Annotated in this window: 19 protein-coding genes, 1 pseudogene and 1 other annotated feature; of the genes and pseudogenes, 4 read left to right on the top strand and 16 right to left on the bottom strand. The window is 56.0% G+C overall.

Going from position 1 to position 18774, the window contains the following annotated elements; all coding sequences use genetic code 11:
- Positions 1-21: 21 nt before the first annotated feature.
- Positions 22-981, top strand: a complete 960-nt coding sequence (locus IT084_RS00640) for a transposase (protein ID WP_195710187.1) — start codon at positions 22-24, stop codon at positions 979-981.
- A gap of 33 nt (positions 982-1014) precedes the next feature.
- On the opposite strand, the gene IT084_RS00635 is transcribed toward IT084_RS00640, so the two are convergent.
- The 8 genes and pseudogenes from IT084_RS00635 to sleB form a co-directional block, all read right to left on the bottom strand.
- On the bottom strand, positions 1015-1590 hold the full coding sequence (locus tag IT084_RS00635) for an indolepyruvate oxidoreductase subunit beta (protein WP_195710186.1): 576 nt from the start codon (positions 1588-1590) through the stop codon (positions 1015-1017).
- Positions 1583-3340: an indolepyruvate ferredoxin oxidoreductase subunit alpha gene (gene iorA, locus IT084_RS00630; protein WP_195710185.1), complete on the bottom strand. Its 1758-nt coding sequence runs from the start codon at positions 3338-3340 to the stop codon at positions 1583-1585. The genes IT084_RS00635 and iorA overlap by 8 nt, the downstream gene beginning before the upstream one ends.
- A gap of 81 nt (positions 3341-3421) precedes the next feature.
- Complete coding sequence (locus IT084_RS00625) at positions 3422-4720, bottom strand: phenylacetate--CoA ligase family protein (RefSeq protein WP_195710184.1); 1299 nt, start codon at positions 4718-4720, stop codon at positions 3422-3424.
- 83 nt (positions 4721-4803) lie between these two features.
- Positions 4804-5262, bottom strand: a pseudogene (locus tag IT084_RS00620) (sodium:solute symporter); the annotation flags it as partial.
- 87 nt (positions 5263-5349) lie between these two features.
- Positions 5350-6570 carry an aminotransferase class I/II-fold pyridoxal phosphate-dependent enzyme gene (locus IT084_RS00615; protein ID WP_195710183.1) on the bottom strand — a complete coding sequence of 407 codons (1221 nt, stop codon included), beginning with the start codon at positions 6568-6570 and terminating at the stop codon, positions 5350-5352.
- A complete protein-coding gene (locus IT084_RS00610) occupies positions 6567-7058 on the bottom strand; it encodes an Lrp/AsnC family transcriptional regulator (protein ID WP_195710780.1) in 492 nt (163 codons plus the stop codon). The genes IT084_RS00615 and IT084_RS00610 overlap by 4 nt, the downstream gene beginning before the upstream one ends.
- Positions 7059-7434: 376 nt before the next feature.
- Positions 7435-7665, bottom strand: a binding site (T-box leader).
- A gap of 243 nt (positions 7666-7908) precedes the next feature.
- Entirely contained in the window at positions 7909-9276 is a 1368-nt protein-coding gene (gene ypeB, locus IT084_RS00605; RefSeq protein WP_195710182.1) for a germination protein YpeB, read from the bottom strand.
- Between the two features lie 50 nt (positions 9277-9326).
- A complete protein-coding gene (gene sleB / locus IT084_RS00600) occupies positions 9327-10058 on the bottom strand; it encodes a spore cortex-lytic enzyme (protein ID WP_243276624.1) in 732 nt (243 codons plus the stop codon).
- 343 nt (positions 10059-10401) lie between these two features.
- Between sleB and IT084_RS18450 the strand changes: the two genes are divergently transcribed.
- On the top strand, positions 10402-10527 hold the full coding sequence (locus IT084_RS18450) for a hypothetical protein (protein ID WP_279327788.1): 126 nt from the start codon (positions 10402-10404) through the stop codon (positions 10525-10527).
- A gap of 75 nt (positions 10528-10602) precedes the next feature.
- On the opposite strand, the gene IT084_RS00595 is transcribed toward IT084_RS18450, so the two are convergent.
- The 5 genes from IT084_RS00595 to IT084_RS00575 form a co-directional block, all read right to left on the bottom strand.
- Positions 10603-12030: a cobyrinate a,c-diamide synthase gene (locus tag IT084_RS00595; RefSeq protein WP_195710179.1), complete on the bottom strand. Its 1428-nt coding sequence runs from the start codon at positions 12028-12030 to the stop codon at positions 10603-10605.
- Positions 12031-12300: 270 nt separating this feature from the next.
- Positions 12301-12618, bottom strand: a complete 318-nt coding sequence (locus IT084_RS00590) for a TusE/DsrC/DsvC family sulfur relay protein (RefSeq protein ID WP_195710177.1) — start codon at positions 12616-12618, stop codon at positions 12301-12303.
- A gap of 39 nt (positions 12619-12657) precedes the next feature.
- The gene (gene dsrK, locus IT084_RS00585; RefSeq protein WP_195710175.1) at positions 12658-14040 is read right to left on the bottom strand and encodes a sulfate reduction electron transfer complex DsrMKJOP subunit DsrK; all 1383 of its coding nucleotides are present in this window, start codon (positions 14038-14040) and stop codon (positions 12658-12660) included.
- A 3-nt stretch (positions 14041-14043) separates the two neighbouring features.
- Positions 14044-14865, bottom strand: a complete 822-nt coding sequence (locus tag IT084_RS00580) for a respiratory nitrate reductase subunit gamma (protein WP_195710173.1) — start codon at positions 14863-14865, stop codon at positions 14044-14046.
- Positions 14866-14922: 57 nt separating this feature from the next.
- Entirely contained in the window at positions 14923-15111 is a 189-nt protein-coding gene (locus tag IT084_RS00575; RefSeq protein ID WP_195710171.1) for a 4Fe-4S binding protein, read from the bottom strand.
- Between the two features lie 542 nt (positions 15112-15653).
- Between IT084_RS00575 and IT084_RS00570 the strand changes: the two genes are divergently transcribed.
- Both IT084_RS00570 and IT084_RS00565 read left to right on the top strand, forming a co-directional pair.
- Positions 15654-15899, top strand: coding sequence for a zinc ribbon domain-containing protein (locus IT084_RS00570; protein WP_195710170.1), 246 nt, complete (start codon positions 15654-15656; stop codon positions 15897-15899).
- Between the two features lie 55 nt (positions 15900-15954).
- Positions 15955-17085, top strand: a complete 1131-nt coding sequence (locus IT084_RS00565) for a DVU0298 family protein (RefSeq protein ID WP_195710166.1) — start codon at positions 15955-15957, stop codon at positions 17083-17085.
- 53 nt (positions 17086-17138) lie between these two features.
- Here the strand turns inward: IT084_RS00565 and IT084_RS00560 are convergent, their stop codons facing one another.
- From IT084_RS00560 to IT084_RS00550, 3 genes are all read right to left on the bottom strand, one after another.
- The gene (locus tag IT084_RS00560) at positions 17139-17768 is read right to left on the bottom strand and encodes a YkgJ family cysteine cluster protein (protein ID WP_195710165.1); all 630 of its coding nucleotides are present in this window, start codon (positions 17766-17768) and stop codon (positions 17139-17141) included.
- On the bottom strand, positions 17765-18388 hold the full coding sequence (locus IT084_RS00555; RefSeq protein ID WP_195710164.1) for a tetratricopeptide repeat protein: 624 nt from the start codon (positions 18386-18388) through the stop codon (positions 17765-17767). Before IT084_RS00555 ends, IT084_RS00560 begins: the two co-directional genes overlap by 4 nt.
- An 84-nt stretch (positions 18389-18472) precedes the next feature.
- Positions 18473-18712 carry a dissimilatory sulfite reductase D family protein gene (locus IT084_RS00550; protein WP_243276622.1) on the bottom strand — a complete coding sequence of 80 codons (240 nt, stop codon included), beginning with the start codon at positions 18710-18712 and terminating at the stop codon, positions 18473-18475.
- Between the last annotated feature and the right edge of the window lie 62 nt (positions 18713-18774).

Raw genomic sequence — 18774 nt, 5'->3', positions numbered from 1 at the left:
GTACAAAGGAGGAAATAAATTATGGGAAGACTTCCTCGCTACCCGGCACCAGATACAGTATACCATGTTATTTGCCGGGGAAATAACCGGCAGGATATTTTTCTTGATAACCGCGATTATTTTAAATACCTTGATTTATGGCTCAAATATAAAGCCGAAATGAATTTTGAAGTATACGCTTATGTATTAATGACCAATCATGTACACTGGTTGTTAAAAACAGGTCTGACACCGCTCTCCGAAATAATTCATCGAGTGCATAGTGTTTATGCAAGATGGTTTAATTATAAACACGAACGGGTGGGACACCTGTTTCAGGGACGCTACCAGGCTTATACCTGCACAGATGATGCTTATTTGCTGGCACTGGCAAGATATATCCACTTAAACCCGGTAAAAGCCGGCCTGGTTGAAAAAGTATACCTCTACCCATGGAGCAGCTATCACAGTTATCTCGGCCAGGAGTCTAATTTAGTCGATACCGAATTTTTATTAAATTATTTTAACCAAAATATCGATCAAGCCCGCCGGGGTTTTGTCAAGTTCACTCAGCAAGCAATTTCCCCGGAGGATGACGCCCTCCTGAAAACACCTCCACAAAAAGAAAAACGGCAGTTAATGCCATTAAAAACCAAACCGGAAAGAACATATGATAAAGCCAGTCCTAATAAAGGCACTACCACAGTTCGTAATAATCCAAGCTTGGACCAAATTGCAGCGTGGATTGAAAATGCAACCGGCGTTTCATTGCCGGAGTTGAAGGACACTACCCAAAAACGCCAGGTTGTTTTGGCCAGAAATTTATTTATCAAGATAGCGGTACAGGAAGCCGGGGTGAAACGCAGCCTGGTGGCAAAATATCTGGGTAAAGATCGTTCCCTGATCACCAAGGTACTTGAGAAATGGTCGGAAGACAATATTTCTCCCCCGGCTATTAAACTATTACTACGGTTTAAAAAAGAATTTGGTTTGGCAGGTTGATTATACTAGGGATTACTTATAACTTTCAACCTTTCAACACCTGGCACCTTCGTTGAAAGCTTTTTGGTTCACTTCCAGGAACCGGGGCGGAACTGTGGCCGCCAGCGCTTCCCGCCAGATTTTTTCTTCAATGGGCAATTGTTTGGCCAGGGCGCCCAGCAGCACCACGTTGGCCGCTTTGGCGTTGCCGCATTCTATCGCCTTCTGCAGGGCGTCGAGCACCAGCACGCTGGTTACCCGCTCCTTGATTTTGCCGATAATATTTTCGGGATACTCGGCCGCGCCCGCCAGCACGGGCACGGGGTAAATCCGCTGGTTATTGATGATGATTGTTCCGCCCGGCTTGAGGTAAGGCAGCCAGCGCAGCGCTTCCAGCTGTTCAAAGGCCAGGATCACGTCGGCCTCGCCCTCGGAAATGAGCGGGGAGTGAACCTTTTCCCCCAGGCGCACCTGGGTGACCACGCTGCCGCCCCGCTGGGCCATGCCGTGAATTTCGGACATTTTGACGTCGTATCCGGCCGCCCGGGCAGCCGCCGCCAGCACTTTACTGGCCAGGATGGTGCCCTGGCCGCCGACGCCCACCATGAGTACATCCACCGGTTTAAGCATCCGCGCTCCCACCTTTCATCGCCCCGGTCTTGCACACCTGCACGCACAGGTTGCAGCCCACGCACAGGTTGGCATCCACCGAAGATTTATTATCCGTGACCGAAATGGCCGGGCAGCTCAGTTTCAGGCACATTTTGCACCCCTTGCATTTCTCCCGGTCCACCGTAACCGCCGGTTTGGGTTCCCGCTTGAGAAGTGCGCAGGGGCGCCGGGCGATGATCACCGACGGGCCCGGCGCGGCCGTCTCGGCCTTGATGACCTCTTTCAACCGGGCCAGGTCCAGGGGATCCACCACTTCCACCCTTTGCACCCCCAGTGCCTTGCACAGCATGGTCAGATCCACCTCGGGCGCCCCGGCGCCCTTCAGGGTCCGCCCGGTGCCCGGGTGGTCCTGGTGACCGGTCATGGCGGTGGTACGGTTGTCCAGGATAATTACAGTGGTATCACTGCCGTTATATACCGCATTCAATAACCCGGTAATACCCGAGTGCAGGAAGGTGGAATCGCCGATCACGGCCACGGTGCGTCCCTTCAGCCCGGGCACCGCTTTGTCGATGCCGTGAGCCATCCCGATGCTGGCCCCCATGCACACGCAACTGTCAATACCTTCCAGGGGCGGCAGCCCGCCAAGGGTGTAACAGCCGATATCACCGGTGACGGTCAGTTTCAGGTTCCGCAGGGTGTAAAACACGCCCCGGTGCGGGCAGCCCGGGCACAGCACCGGCGGGCGGGGCGGCGCCTGGGGCAACCCGGCCGTGTTGTCTTGCGCCTGTGGCGGAGCCGGCAGCACCCCGGCCTCAACGAATTTGCGCCGGACCAGTCCCTGGCTGAATTCACCGGTGACGGGGAACAGTTCCTTGCCGGTCACTTTTATCCCCAACATGCGGATTTGTTCTTCCAGGTAAGGCTCCAGTTCCTCCACCACGTACAGGGATTTCACCCGGGAAGCAAATTGTTTAATTAATTGTAAGGGCAGCGGGTTGGTCATGCCCAGTTTGAGCACCGATGCCCCGGGCAGTACCTCCCGCACAAACTGGTAGCTGATCCCGCTGGTAATTACGCCTACATTATCGTCTCCGCGGACGATAAAGTTGACCGGGGTGGTTTCGCTGTATTCCGCCAGCCGGGCCATCCTTTCCGCCAAACTGACCCGGCGCAGGCGCCCGAAGGCCGGCACCATCAGGTTTTTCTTGACATCCTTGGTATACGGTTTAATCTCCCTGGGGCCCGGTTCGCCCAGTTCCACCATGCTTTGGGAGTGAGCCACCCGGGTGGTGATGCGCAGCATCACGGGAATATCAAACCGCTCGCTGATTTCCAGGCCCAGGCCCACCATGTCCTTGGCCTCCTGGCTGTCCGAAGGCTCCAGCATGGCTACCTTGGCGAACCTGGCGTAATAGCGGTTGTCCTGCTCGTTCTGGGAGCTGTGCATGCCGGGGTCGTCCGCGGAAACCAGCACCAACCCGCCGTTAACCCCGGTGTAGGCGGCGGTGAACAACGGGTCGGCGGCCACGTTGACCCCCACGTGCTTCATGGTTACCAGAGCTCTGGCCCCGGCCATGGCGGCGCCGATGCCCACCTCCAGGGCCACCTTTTCGTTGGGCGCCCACTCGCAGTACACTTCCTCGTAGCGGGCGAGGTTTTCCAGAATTTCGGTGCTGGGGGTACCGGGATAGCCGGCGGCCAGGGTGACTCCGAATTCATAAGCGCCCCTGGCGATGGCGGCGTTGCCGGAAAGCAGTTCTTTCAAGTTTTTTCCCTCCAGTGTTGGTGGTCAGTTGTCAGGCACCGGACACCGGATAAAAACAAAACGATGCCCGGTGTCCGATGTCTATTTGGGGCGGTTGTCGATGACCCGTTTGATTTTGCCCTCACTGCGGGCCAGGGACCGGGGTTCCAGCAGTCTCACCCTGCAGTTGATCGACAGCACGCTGAATATCTTCTGGCGAATTTTCTCTTCCAGGGTCTCCAGGTCCCGGAAGTGGCCGGTGAACATTTCGTCCGTCAGTTCCACCTGCACCTCCAGGTAATCCAGGTAGCCCTTTTTGTCTACCAGGATCTGGTAGTGGGGGGACAACCCATTGATGTTCATCAGCACGGTTTCAATCTGGGACGGGAATACGTTGACGCCGGAGATGATCAGCATATCGTCGGTGCGCCCGCGCACCTTGCGCATCCGGGCGTTGGTCCGGCCGCAGGGGCATGGCTCTTCAGTGAGCACGGTGATATCCCTGGTGCGGTAGCGCAATATGGGCAGCGCTTCCTTGGTCAGCGTGGTGATGACCAGCTCGCCCTCCCGGCCGTAATCCAGCGGCTCGCCGGTTTCTGGGTCGATGATCTCCGCCAGGAAATGATCCTCATTAATATGCAGGCCCGTCCCAAGGGCGCACTCGCCCGCGACGCCGGGGCCCATGACCTCGCTGAGACCGTAGTTGTCCGTGGCCTTCATGTTCCAGGTGCGCTCCAGTTCGGCGCGCATGCTTTCGGTCCAGGCCTCGGCGCCGAACAGCCCCGTGCGGATGCCCAGGGTTGCCGGGTCCACGCCCATAGCACGGGCGGCATCGGCCAAGTGCAGCGCGTAAGACGGGGTGCCCACCAGGGCGGTAGTCCCGAAATCCTGCATCAACATGATTTGCCGGCTGGTATTGCCCACCGAAGCCGGTACGATGGTGGCCCCCACCTTCTCCAGGCCGTAATGCAGGCCGAAGGCGCCGGTAAACAGGCCGTAGCCGAAGGTAATTTGTACCACGTCTTCACTGGTAACTCCGGCCGCGGTGACGATGCGGGCCACCAGTTCGGACCAGTTTTCCAGGTCCCGGCGGGTATAGCCCACCACGGTGGGCTTGCCCGTGGTGCCCGAAGATGCGTGCAACCGGACGATTTCCTTCACCGGTGCCGCGAACAGGCCGTAGGGATAATTGTCCCGCAGCGCCGTTTTATCGGTAAAGGGCAGTCTTGATACATCGGCCAGGGTGCGGATATCCTCCGGCCGCACGCCGGCCTTGTCCATGGCAGCGCGGTAAAACGGCACCCGGTTGTAAACCCGGGCCACCGTTTCCTTGAGCCTTTCCAACTGCAGGGAGCGCAGTTCCTCCCTGTCCATGCACTCGTGTCCGGGGTCCCAAATCATACGCTTTCCACTTCCTTGTTTTTATATAACTTGCCCTGTTCCCGCCCCGGAGAGGAACCAAAAAGGTTCTCCACGTGTTGTGTCTGGGGCAGCCCCCAGGTGCCCAGGCTGGTCAGCACCACCAGTGAAGCCAGCGGGAGCCAGCCCGGGGGGCCCACCGGCGCGGTCAAAGCCGGGTTGATTTCGGCCAGGCGCCGCACGCCCTCGGCAATGCCGCCTACCTGGGGGACCGAGATTACGTAATACAACAGCATGCCCACGCCCAGGATCATGATCATACCCTGGAAAAAGTCCGTCATGGCCAGGGCCCGGTACCCGCCCATCACCAGGTACAGGGCGGTGAGCATGCACATGAATACGGCAGCATACAGGTAAGGAACGCCGAATACCTGGTTGAACAGGTAACTCAGGCCCATGTATACCGAGGCCGAGTACGGCACCACGAAAATAAAAATAACCAGGGCGGAAAAAATTTTAATACCCCGGCTTTGATACCGGGCTTCCAGGAACTCGGGCATGGTCATGGCGTTCAGTTTGAACATGCTGCCATCCACCCATCCTGCAATGAATTTTAATATTTATAATCAATAGTTTTTTATTCTATAAACTTTGACAGATTCCTTCCAAAATTAAAGGGCCGAAATTGTCAACGGGGTGGAGATCACCCGCGGGCGCACGCCACGACGGCGGACAAAGCGGGCCATCCGGCGGAAGGCTTCGCTGAGATCATCCAGGGACGCGGCGTAGGACACCCGGGCAAAGCCCTCGCCCGACCGGCCGAAGGCGTTGCCGGGCACCAGTGCCACCTGCTCCTCCTTGAGCAGTTCCCCGGCAAATTCCTCGGAGCCAAGGCCGGTGACGGATACCTGCGGAAAGGCGTAAAACGCCCCGCCGGGTTCAAAACAGGGCACGCCCATATCCTTGAATGCCTGCACCACCAGGTGCCGGCGGCGGTTATAATGTTCCACCATGCGGCGCATGCCGGGCTTGCCGTTTTTCAGGGCTTCCAGTGCCGCCATCTGCCCGGTGATGGACGTGCACAGCATGGAATACTGGTGAATCTTGACCATGGCGCCGATGAACTCGGGATTGCCGGCGGCGTAACCCACCCGCCAGCCCGTCATGGCGTAAGCCTTGCTGAACCCGTTGAGCAACACGGTGCGATCCCGCATGCCTGGCAGCGATGCCATGCAGGTGTGCCGTCCCACGTAGGTCAGCCGGTCGTAAATCTCGTCGGAAATGACAATCAGGTCGTGTTCCACCGCCACTTCGGCGATCCGGGCCAGTTCCGCCCGGTCCATCACCGCCCCGGTGGGATTGTTGGGATAGCACAGCAGCAGGATCTTGGTCCGCGGGGTAATGGCGGCCTGAACCTGGTCCGCCGAAAGGCGGAAACCGTTTTCCAGGCCGGTGGGCAGGAATACCGGCGTACCCCCGGCCAGGGTCGTGCACGGGGCGTAGGAAACGTATGACGGTTCGGGAATGAGCACTTCATCCCCCGGCTGCAGCAGGGCGCGCATAGCCAAGTCCAGCGCTTCACTGACTCCCACGGTGATCAAAATTTCATTCCTGGGGTTGTATTTGACGCCGTAAGTCGCTTCCAGGTCGGCGGCGACGGCCTCGCGCAGTTCCAGGAGCCCCCAGTTGGAAGTGTACATGGTATAGCCCTTTTCCAGGGAATAAATACAGGCTTCCCTGATGTGCCAGGGAGTGACGAAATCCGGCTCACCCACGCCCAAAGAAATGACACCCCTGGTTTCGGCAACAAGGTCAAAAAATTTTCTAATGCCGGAGGGCGGTATATTGCGCACCGCCGGGTTGATTTTTGCCGCCCACTTGTTTTGCGTCATGGTGATATCACCAGCCTCCTGTCTTCCTCTCCGTCTTCCATGATTACTCCATCCTGCTTGTAGGTTTTCAGAACGAAGTGAGTGGTGGTGCTGACCACTCCCTCGATGGTGGCCAGCTTGGTTGAAACAAAGTTGGATATTTCCTTCATGCTGCGGCCTTCCAAGAACACTGCCAGGTCGTAGGTACCGCTCATCAGGCGCATACTGCGCACCTCGGGGAAGCGGTAGATGCGCTCGGCCACGGCGTCGAAACCGACGTCTCGCTGGGGTGTGATGCGCACCTCGATCAAGGCGCTGACCTTCTCTTCCCCCACTTTTTCCCAGTTCACCAGGGTAATGTACCCGAGGATGACTTTTTTGTCTTCCATTTCCCGGATAACCTGCCGCACCACGTTTACTTCGACATCAAGCATGACTGCAATTTCTTCAGGCGTCAGCCTGGCGTTGTCTTCCAGCAGTTCGAGAATTTCTCTGGTTAAATCGTTCATCTGGTCACCCCTTTCCAGCGGTATAAAATACTTTTGATTTCGCTGCAAAAACCGACACCTGTATTTGGCGCTCCGGCGGTATCAATCGTTCGTTTCGCAATTTTACCTTTGTGGCTGGAGCAGCTTTTAGTCAAAGCTTGCAGCAAACTGCCAGCCTGCTTCTTCACGCCCTAAGTAGTCATGGCTTTTGGGATATGACGGGCTAAGCACCGCATCCAGTGCTCCACTCACTCCAGAAATCCGCCGGATCGCCTGCCGCAAAAGATTTTCTGACCGAAGTCATATAATCGGAAACTTCCATGTGCACCGGATGCACCTGGTAGGACCCCTCCTCAAAACCACTGACGACCGGCGACCAATAAAAAACCCCGCCCCGGCAAGGGACGAGGTTTACTCGCGGTACCACCCTATTTGACCGCTTGCGGCAGTAGCCGGTAAACGGTCCGCTCTAAGCCCTTTAACGGGGGCGAGCCGGCATAGCCTACTTAATCGCGCATTTCGGCCGGCAGCTCCGGGGTGGCACGGGTGCTTTTACCTGCCGGGCTTGCACCATCCCCGGCTCGCTGGATGGTAATAAGACTCCCTTAATCCCCTTCATAGCTATTTTTCATAGAATTTACAGCGAATATCGATATTGTAGCATGCCCCCCCCGGGGTGTCAACAAATAACCGGTAAATTAGCTGTGGTAGTTATTGTCCGGAGAGCCGGAACAACCACTCTCCGGGCGTGCGCCCGCCCGGCCCTGCGCCGGCGAACGCCCCGAACAGCATGCACACCAGTGCCACCGGTAAACCGGCAAACAGGGGGTGCATGTTGATTTTACAAAAAAACCACCTCGCGCAAGGTGGTTCACATGGTCAGGGCGCCATCCCTGGTTTGAATCAACTTGAGCACTTTTTCCTCGTTGCCGTCCAGGGCGTTGATATAGACCAGGTAGGTGTCGGGCCCCAGTGTGCCCTTGAATTCCCAGGTCAGCCTCTCCCTGTCCACTTCCAGCGGGATCAGCGCCAGCCTTCCCCGGCCCTGTAGATTAAGTTTTTCATTCACCAGCGTCCGGGCCTGTTGTTCCGTCAGCCCGGGCCGGGGCAGGCTTCGCTTGCGGTGCGACATCAGGTAACCCCTGGCGTCAACACCGACCACCTGACCGTTATCCAGGGCCACCGTGACCTTGACCAGGTCGGGGTAAATGATAACCCCGTCCTGCGTAAGGGCATAGTTGAACGTCACCGTATTGTCGTTGCGCTGGTAATAACTCATGGTCATGTTTCTATAACCATGGCTTTCCAGGTATTCCCCCGCCCTGGCCCCGGCTTGTTCAATGCTCCAACCGGCGCGCGTTATGTTGCGGGGAATGATCATCCAGATGAGGTGGCCGCCCTTTTTGGAAATGTCGGCGACCGCCGGTTCTCCCCTCACCTTGCCCCCGCTGCGGCGCACCATTTCCACCCGGTAAGCCGGAATATTGCCTTCCACCGAACCGGTAACCCGGGCGATGATATTATCCTCGCCCTTGTTGTCATAAAACTTTCGGGCTATGGACTTCGCCTCGTTCTCATTGATCATGGTCCCGGTGACACCGCGGGCCTCGCTCCGTTCCATGTGATCGGAAAACGGCCCGTCATAAATCAGGGTTGGGTATCCCTGCATTTCCCGGTCGACTTCCTGAAAGTTGGCGCTGGCCAGCTTTCGGCCTTCCCGGGCCAGCCGGGTCGAACCCGCCGCGGCGAGTTCGAAAAAGTTAAGCCTGCCGTCCGCCACATCTGCGTGGATTTTCCGCAGTTCACTGTTCAGGTCGGAGGCCTGGTTGTAAAGCCGGTTCAACGTGTTCCACTGTTCCCCGGTTACGGGCTTGCCCAGAGCCACCTGCTCGGAAAGCATGCGGGAATAATCCCCCAACTGGGTGATAAACTTGTTCGTGCGGCCCAGCAGCGCGTCTCCCACCGGCAGTTGGGACAGGTTGTCCAGCGCTTGGTTGGACTGAATCCAAATTTGTTCAAAGAGCTGCTCGTACTGGCCGGGCCCGGATGCAACAAGGCTTTTCCCCAGCAGCACCTGGGCGTTTTGCACGTGGTAGGATGCATTGTAAAACGCTCTGAGGTAATTATTGCCCAGGGCCGTTTGCAGCAACTGCCTGTTGGTATACTGCTGGTAGCCCCAATATCCAAGCCCCAGCACCGCCAAAGCGGCCAGGCCAAGCAAAGTAATCCACTTTCTCATTCATTCCGCCTCCCATCTTAGTCGTCAGTAGCCGGTAACCGGTGGTAAAACTACCGGGCAAACACGTGTCTTCCGATCCGGGCGATAATTTGCCTGCCCCAAATCCAGGGGCTGACATTTTTGGCCGGGTTCCAGAAAAACGTGGCTCCGCCTGTAGGGTCGTAACCGGCCATGGCCTGCCTGGCCGCAATGATGGATTCCTTGGTGAGCGGGCGGGTGTACTGGCCGTTGGTTACCGATTCAAACGCATGGGGCTGGAAGATTACGCCCGCCACCGTATTGGGAAAAGCGGAGCTTTTGACCCTGTTCATAATCACAGCCCCTACGGCTATTTTCCCGTATAACGGTTCATCAGCCGCCTCCCCCTCGATGACCCGGGCCATCAGAAGCACGTCCTGGGAGGTACTGACCGCCCCCCTTGATACGCTTGCATTAACTGCGGCCGGGGAAGCTATCTCGTTCGCCGGCACGTTGTATCCCAGAGCCGCCCAGGTTCTTGGACCCACCACCCCGTCGGGACGCAACCCGTTTTTCCGCTGAAAATCCAGTACCGCGCGGTAAGTTGCGGAGCCGTAAACGCCGTCCGTAAATCCATGGTAATATCCCCATTGCCTGAGTTTTTGCTGCACTGTCACCACATCACCGCCCCGGCTGCCCCAAAAGAGTGTTTTTCTCTGGGCGCAGGCCAGGTTACCTTCAATTATGACCAGGGCAATGGCATAGATGACCAGTGTCCCCAGCAACACCGGCAACAACCTGGTCACAATTATACGAAGCTTCAATAAACGGCACCCCCCGAGCATTTTTTAAATAGTGTTTCTTAAAATGTCAAAACCTATGTGCCGGTGAAAAGATTTTAGCCTGCAGGCAAGGATTTACAACAGGGCGGGTAGAATAACTGACGGTAAGCTAAACAAGCAACTGGTTTTACGGATTCCCCGGCGCGTCAAATTGCGTAGCTTAACTTACAGGATGGGGGGTGAATACCCTGGCCGGAACAATCGATGTGGATAAATTTATCCAAATGCGGCAAAATGAAATAACGTGGCGGAAATGCTTGATGCGGGTAGCACCGCGGGTTATGACAGGGTTGATCACTAAATCAAACCGGGAGTTGTTATCGTTATGAATTATAAAACCATAGCCTTTTTAATTTTTTTAGGTGTCGGCGGGTTAATGGCCTTCTTTTACGGAGCGTTTTACGAATATCGTAAAAAAAATCGCCGGGAGCAACCTGCTACCGACGATTAAAAGACGAGCCGGGGTCCGGCATCCAGCGTGCATTTCACTCCGAAAAGCCGCCGAGTCGTCTTGCGGCTCGTTGGATTAATGCGTGCTCCGGGCCCTGTAATTCTCCCCCGCCGCCACCAGTTTTTCCGCCCAGCCTGGGCTTGACAGCGCGTGCAGGTGAGTGTAACAGGCCAGTACATTTTTATAAATTACCCCGTCGTGTGTTCCGTCAATTCCGTAGCCCCTGGTCACCCGGAAAGCGAACCTTACTTTGTCATTTTCCAGGTTAACCACGCGGGAATGGTGGAACTCGTGCCCGCGCACGCTTGCTCCCGCCTTAAAATAGGGGGTTTCCCCTTCCACCTCCAGGGTAATATACCCGTGCCCCTGGGGCTGGTCAGTCATGGTCACGTCGAAGGGCAACGCGCCCGACATGGCGTATTCCCTGCCGTTCCAGATCAGCTTGCGACCCAGGTACATCAATCCGCCACATTCCGCGTATACCGGCAAGCCCACCTCAATGCGATTCCGCAAATCACGACTCAGCCCCTCGTTGGCCGCCAGCCCGGCGGCGAACATCTCGGGAAATCCTCCGCCGATGTAAGCCGCATCCACGTCCGGCAGGCGATTGTCCTGCAGGGCGTTGACCGGAACCAGTTCCGCTCCCGCGGCGGCCAGGGCTTCCAGGTTTTCCGGGTAGTAAAACGTAAAAGCCCGGTCCAAAAACACCGCCACTCTGATGCGGGGTACGGCGGGCCGCAGCCCGTCCAGCCCCGGCAGCTGCATCACGGGCACGTCAAGCAGCGGGTGCCCGGCTTGGATTGGTCCCGCTTGTTTGGCAATTTCCACGATCCCCGGCAGGTCAAGGTAATCCCCGGCGGCGCTTCCGGCATCGTCCACCGCCGCGGCCAATGCGTCGTCCTCGGCGGCTGGGATTAGTCCCAGGTGACGGTCCGGAATATTAAACTTTTTGCCTTTGGGAATAACCCCCAGCACCGGTATGCCGCAATAACGCTCTATGGCTGCCCGGAGCATCTGCTCGTGGCGCGGGCGAGCCACCTTGTTCAGAATCACCCCGGCCACATGCACGCCTGGATCAAAATGCATGTAACCGGACACCATGGCCGCAACGCTCCTGGTCATACGGGTGGTATCCACCACCAGCAGCACCGGCGCCCCTATGGTTTTGGCGATTTCAGCCGTACTGCCGCTGCCCTCCAGGTCCACGCCGTCAAACAATCCCATGGCCCCTTCCACCACCGCGATATCGGCATCGAGGGCGCTGCGCACGAACGAGGCGCGGATGGCCTCCCGGTCCATTAAGAAGCTGTCCAGGTTGCGGCAGGGGCGCCCGGTAATCCTCGTCATCCAGCTGGGATCGATAAAGTCCGGCCCCTTCTTATAAGGTTGTACGCGATAACCGCCAGATTTCAGCGCGGACAAAAGCCCGATGGTGGCCGTGGTTTTACCCGACCGGCCGTGGGGCGCCGCGATCACCAGGCGGGGGATATTGCATTGCCTCATCTTTGTCACCGCCTCTCGATTTCGGTGGTCAGTGGTCGGTCGTCGGTATGACACCTGGTGCTTGCACCCGGTGCTCCGCTCCTATCAAAAATAACAGGCACGGGGCTTTCCCGGCGCTTTACACGCCGGGCATTACCTGTGCCTGAAACAACCCAAACTAAATCAAAGGTTCATAAAACCAAACACTTAAAACTTGCCTTGCATTGACAAATGTCTCCTATCTAAACGCCAGGCATAATTGTTCTACCGACGACCCACCACCGGCGACTATTACACGCAGCCGGTGGGCTTGGGCAGGCCCGCGAGCTTGCAGGCCCCCTTGGCCGGGCCGGAGGGGAACAAATCGTAAATATATTTCAGACTGCAACCCGTTTCCTTGCACAGTTTGCGGACCATGGGCGCAATGTGGTATTGCTTGAAGTAGTCACGCAGGTAATTGATAATCTTCCAGTGGTCCTCGGTTAACTCGTCAATTCCCTCGGAGGCGGCAAGAGCCCTGGCCACATCTTCGTTCCACAGGTCCGGATCAATCATGAAACCGTCCTCGTCCAGTTCAATTTCCACGCCGTTGATGATTGTGCTAGGCATCGCTTTCACGCACCTCCATAATATGTTAACCGGCGACCGCTATTTCCAAACCAGGGCCTTGCCGACCAGGTCGACCAGTCCCTTGACCTCCACGCCCAGTTCGTGTTCTTCCACCATCGGGTACAGCTGGGCCTTGCAAATGGAGCACGGCGCGCACAGAATCCCGTCGCCGTTCTTACCCACACCGGTGGCCCGGACTTGCTCCGCCTTCTTCTTGCTGAGCAGAATCCGGCGCTGGTACATTTCGGGATCGTCAAACAGAATCGCCGAGCCGCCGCCGCAGCAGAAGTTATCCGCGCCGTGGGGCGTCATTTCCCTGAAGTCGGTGGTTACCGCACGGATAATGGTGCGCATGTTTTCGTTCAAGCCGCAGGCGCGCACGTAGTTACAGGGGTCGTGCAGCGTAACGGGCTTGGAGTTCTTGGAAGGATCAAGCTTCAGCTCATTCTTCCGGATCAGGTCGGCAATTTCATCGTGAATATGGGTGATGGGCCACCTGACCGGCCTGTCGGCCAGGGACGGGATGTACATCTTGGCCGCCCGCCAGCCGTGACCGCATTCGCCCCAGACGATCTTCTTGACACCCAGTTCCTGGGCCGCGTTTAACAGGCGCATCACGTTGCCCCGCTGAGTCCAGTACTGGTCGAACAGCAGGCCGAAGTTGCCCGCCTCGGTGACGGTGCTGGGGATGGTCCAGTTGGCGCCGATATAGGTAAAGAACATGCCCGCGCCCATCAGGGTGTAGGGGTTGAGCAGGAAGTCCGCCGAGGATGGAATATACATGATGTCGGAGTCTGGCTTGTCAACGGGAAACTCAACTTCCACGCCGAACTCGTCCATGATTTCCTCGGACATGAATTCCAGGGTGTCCACAATACCTGGCTTGGGAAGGCCGGTGTGGTTGCCCACCTTTTCCATGGCGGCGCCCACGCTGGCATGCAGCTTGGGCGTGATACCCAGCCAGTGCAAAATCTGGCGGCCAATAAAGGTTACCTCGCAGGTGTCGATGCCGAAGGGGCAAACGTGCGCGCAACGGCGGCACTGGCTGCACTGGTAGAAATAAGAATACCACTGCTCGATGACGTCCAGGCTGATGTCTTCAGCCCCCACCAGCTTGCCGAACCAGCGCCCTTCCAGGGTAAAGTAACGCTTGTAAATCTTACGGATTAATTCCGCCCGGTTGGTAGGTATATTGTTGGGGTCCCGGGTGCCAAGGTAGGTGTGGCAGTTTTCCGCGCACTGGCCGCACTTGGTGCATGACTCCATGGCCATAACAAAGGAACGGAATTTTTTGCGAATTTGGTCCAGGTATTCCAGCGCCTTTTGCGGTTTTTGCTCGTCGGGTACGGGTTCAATGTGAATTTTACGCATTTCCTCCGGTGTGGCCCGAACCGGTTGTACCATACCTTTATACTCAGGCATAACTTACACCCCCTCTTCAGCGGCATCCGCAGGCACGCCGATACCGGCCGCGCGGGCCGCGGCTACGTCGACATTGGGCAAACCGGGGGCGGGATCATGATAGACCCGGTTGACAATCCAGCGCTCGGCGAACATGCCGAACAGGTGCATCAGCTTGCTGTACGGGAACACGATCAGCAAAATCTGCACCAGCAGGTAGTGAGTCAGGAAAAATCCGCTATTCAGGAGTTCCATGTGCACCACGGGCTGGAACAGGGCCAGCGCCACGATGTAGTCGCGCACCAGTTCGTATTCAATGTGAAAAGCGGGAACAAGACGCATGATGTTGCCGACGCCGACCAGCACCAGCAGGTAAACAAGCCACAAATTGTCGCTCAGCCTGGTCACCTGTTTAACATGGGTGAGGGCTAAACGCCTGTACAACAGGTACAGCAAGGCAACAAACAACAAAATACCGAAAACCGTACCCAGCAGGTCGGACATTTCCTTACTGAGTTCCGGCGTGATGCCCAGGAACGGGATCAGTGCAAACTGCTCGCCCAAAAAGCCAAAGCCCACAATATGCCCGCCGAGAATGTTCAACAGAGCAAAATGCATTAAAAAGGCGCCGGCCCACAGGGCTAAATCAAACCTGAACAGGTTACGGAACAAAAACGCTTCCGAGCCTATTCTTACAGCAACCTGGGTATTGTTTTGCAACCAGGGCGAAAGGGTGATGTTATGGATAATCCGAGCTCCCGCCCAGCGGCCCAAACGGTAAAGTATCCCCAGGGTAAACAATGTTACAGTTATATACGGAAGTATTTGTCCAATTAGTAATTTCACTCGCACACCTCCCTCGGAGCATAGCCCTGAGCGCACTGGTCAAAACTCATGCCAATATTAATTTTCTTCCACTTTTACGGCTCCGCTGGGGCACACGCTGACGCAGGTCTCGCAGCCCAGGCAGTCGTCAAGGCTGCCGGTCACGTCGGCCTTGCCGTCCACCATTTCCAAAATGGAAGCCGGGCAGTTGTCGGCGCATTCGCCACAACCCTCGCACAGGTCACGGTCAACGGTAACTACGTACATTGAGTTCACCTCCTTAACGGCATTCGCTTTCTACTTCTTGCAGGCGGCCCGGCTCCAAAAGCTCTCCTCTCCGGGCGGGGCCGCCCATCGAACAGATGACGGGTAAACCGTACAAATCCCCTATACATTATTCGTTGCTTGCGAAATTATTCCTTCCGGAAATCAATAATCACAACTGGTTTTTTTCGGGATTGGACGAATACGCGCAAAAAATGACGACAGCGATTCGCCCATCCAGATAAAATGACCACCACTTTGGGATTTCCCCAAACGGCGGCCACTAAAGCGGCATTTATGTTTCTTTTATTTCAAGTTTAAGGGATACGCTTAATTGTAGATTAGCATGTCATTAACCAACCTGTCAACGGACACAATATACCAGACATAATTTCATTAGGTTACCGGGAAGGAACCAGTCCCTCGAAAATAGGAAATGAGACCTCGTCTCGCCGGTTTGACGCTTATACAAGGTGCTGTTATACTTAAAAAGTAAGCCCCAAGATATTTTTCTACATTAATAAATATTAGAGGGATGTGAAATCATGCCTATCTTCGAATTTCGGTGCTTAAAATGCGGTAAACTTTTTGAGAAGCTGTTCATATCGGGTTCAATGGAGCAAGTGGAGATCGCCTGCCCCGAATGCGGCTCCGACTCCTTTGAGCGTGTGATCAGTAAAACCAATTATGTGATGGGGTCGGGCAAGGGCGGCAACAAGCCCGGCGTTACAACCAAGTCCTGCAGCTCGGGAAACAGTTGCACCTCCTTTGAAATCCCCGGCCCGGAGTAAACCGCAACTTTCAATCTTTCAACACCTGGCACGAGAGGATGAGCAACATTCCATCATGAATAATTATAGAGAATGCCGCGACACCAGGGTCAGGCCCACATGCCCTTTTTGCGGGCTACCCATTGCGCGGCCCAAAGAGCCGGACGTGCACAGGCCCGGGGAAATGCCCGTGGGGTCCTGTTCCTGCGGCGCCGTGTACGCGTTCGACGCTACCGGGCACAATCTCGGCGCTGCGTTTTCCGAGGCCCTGGTATTCGGGTGCAACATGGACTGGGACCTGGCCTGGAACCTCCTGCCGGAGGAAGATTACCTCGAAGCGCTGGTGGAACATTACGATATTGAAAGCAATTTGATTGTCCCGGCGGGGTCTTACGAAGGCAGGCGCATCTCCGGCGCCCTTTATTTCGTAAGGCTGCACAATGATATCCGGGAAGTCACCGGCCAGGGCGTACAAAAAAAATTGCGCCGGTTCATGCCGGTTTCCCCCGAGCCCCCCGTCAAACGGAACGCGCAAAAGAGCTTCACCAGGCGAGATGTCGAGGAATGGGTAAGGGAATACCGGCTGGAGCCGCTGCAGGATGCCGCCGGGCGGGATAACAGAATCATCAGGGACCTGCAGCGCCTGCTTTACACGGGTGACCGGGTGCTGCGGTTCAAAGCGGCGGACGCCCTGGGCAGGGCCTGCAAGGTAATTGCTCAAAGGGACCCGGGCGCTGTCGCCAAGCTGCTGCAAAGGTTGTTCACCTCCGTTTCCAACGCCGACTACGGGGCGTCAAACTGGGGGGCCATCGACGCCATCGGGGCGATCATCGCAGGCTCACCCGGCATGTTTGCGGGGTACATCCCCACCCTGTACCAGTTTCTGGAAGACGAGGAGTTGCGGCCCGATGTCCTCAGGGCGCTCGGAGTGATTGCGGAGGCCAAACCCGAACTAATTCAAAAGTCCGGCGTGTTTTTCGCAAGCTACCTGCGCGACGGCAAGCCGGAAACCCGGGGCTACGCGGCCTGGCTGCTGGGGAAACTTGATTATTCGGGGACAAAGCCCGGCACGGCGGAAGTAAAAAAAGCGCTGGAGGGCGCTCGCAGTGACGAACATGAAACCGGTATTTATACAGGCGGGCGGCTGGAAATGAAGACAGTCGGCCGGCTGGCCGCCGAAGCGCTGGAAAAGATGAACCGACGCTGAAATAAAAACACTCCTGGATCAATAGGCAGGAGTGTTTTTTTGTGACTTGAAGCTTACCCGGTACTGGTTAAATTATCCGGTGGGGTCTTGATGGATTTGGAGACGCTGACCAGGAGGGATGCCCTGTCCAGGTCGGTTTGGCCGGCCCGTTCCAAAATTTTTTTCGATAATCTATATAATTCTTTGTAAATGCCGTCCAGGTCAAAAGCGGGGTACGCTTTGCCTTTTTCAAACCCCGCCTTCCAGCAGGCATGAATTTTCCCGTTAATAACGGTTGGAATGCCGTATACCCGGCAGGTGACGGGCCTGTAAGGGTAAAGGGAACATTTATGTTCTTCGCTGAGCAGCGGGCACCGGACCCTTTCCCTGCCTATGGCCTCGCTTAATTTTTGCGGGTCGTCGCCAAGCTGTTCCAGCCTCTTTTGCATTTCCAGCAGGTCCCGATCCGCCTGGTCCGCCCGGGCGAGAATTATCCGCCTGGACTCCTCGTCCAGCGCGTTGAAATGCCGGCTGAGGTATAAGGATTCCACGAGAAAAAGCCCGAACACCGCGTTGCAGCAATCTGAGCATTGCTCATGGCACTTGACGCATTTTCCGTACTGCCGTTGCATTTCCCGGAATGCCCGGTCCGCCTTTGCCGCCAGTTGTTCGTATTCTTGGATGATATCATTGTAGTCATTCATTTGCGATACGGCTCCAGTTCCTTGATAAATTGGGGGTGAGGCTTGAATCCCAGCTCAATTGCCTTGTCCAGGTGCTTGATGGCCCTGGCGTAATCTTCCTTCAGGTAATAAGCATAGGCAAGATTATTATGGCCGAGGGCAAATTCCGGAGCAAATTCCACCAGTTTTTCACCGGTCTCGATCGCCTTGTCCAGGTCGTCTTTCTGCAGGTAGGCATTGACCAGGTTGCTCCAGGCCTGGGCAATGCCGGGGTTAAGCTCGATGGCTTTCTCCAGCGCCTTAATGGCTTCGTCCGTTCTAGCCATCTGCAGGTAGGCAAATCCCAGGTTGGCATACCCCCGGGCATACCTGGGCTCCATTTCCACGGCCTTTTGATTGGCCTCCACAACTTTCTCCAGATCTCCCAGTTTGAAATAAATGTAACCCAGGTTCACGCAGGCCTCGAACATGCGGCCGCTGTTGGCAATGGCCTCTTCAAAATATGGGATGGCCTCTTTTAATTTCCCCTGCTGCATCAGCATAACGCCCAGGTTGTACTGGGCATTGGCACACTCCGGGTTTTCGTTCAGCATGTCAATTTGCTGCCGGATAAATTCGTTGGAATCCTGCGGTGTTTTCATGCTATCCGCCTTTCCATCCAGATTTTAACACAAAAGAGAGGCCACCACCCGTAAAGGACGGCAACCTCTCCCCAATACCAGGGTTTACTCCGGATCTTCGGTCATGCCCCTGCCCTTGAGGCCGTACATGGTGCTGCTGCCGGTGGAGAAGTAAATTAAAGTGCCGTCATTGATCAGTTCCGTGCAGGCCTTTTTAATCTCTCTCATTTTGGCGTCCGGAATCACTTTCTGGACGGCTTTCTCTATATCTTTAAAATAAAACTTGGTTTTTTTGTTGGTTTCGGCAAACTCAACGATTGCTTTTTTAATGTCTTCCATCGCCATAATATCCTCGCTCCTTTTAAATACAGGGACAGCCCTGTTCTGTAAAGCAACAGGTCTGTCCC

Origin of the sequence: Desulfallas sp. Bu1-1, assembly GCF_015594625.1 — a bacterium.
Classification (GTDB): Bacteria; Bacillota; Desulfotomaculia; order Desulfotomaculales; family Desulfallaceae; genus JADNRQ01.
This window is presented reverse-complemented; position numbering and strand designations above follow the sequence as displayed.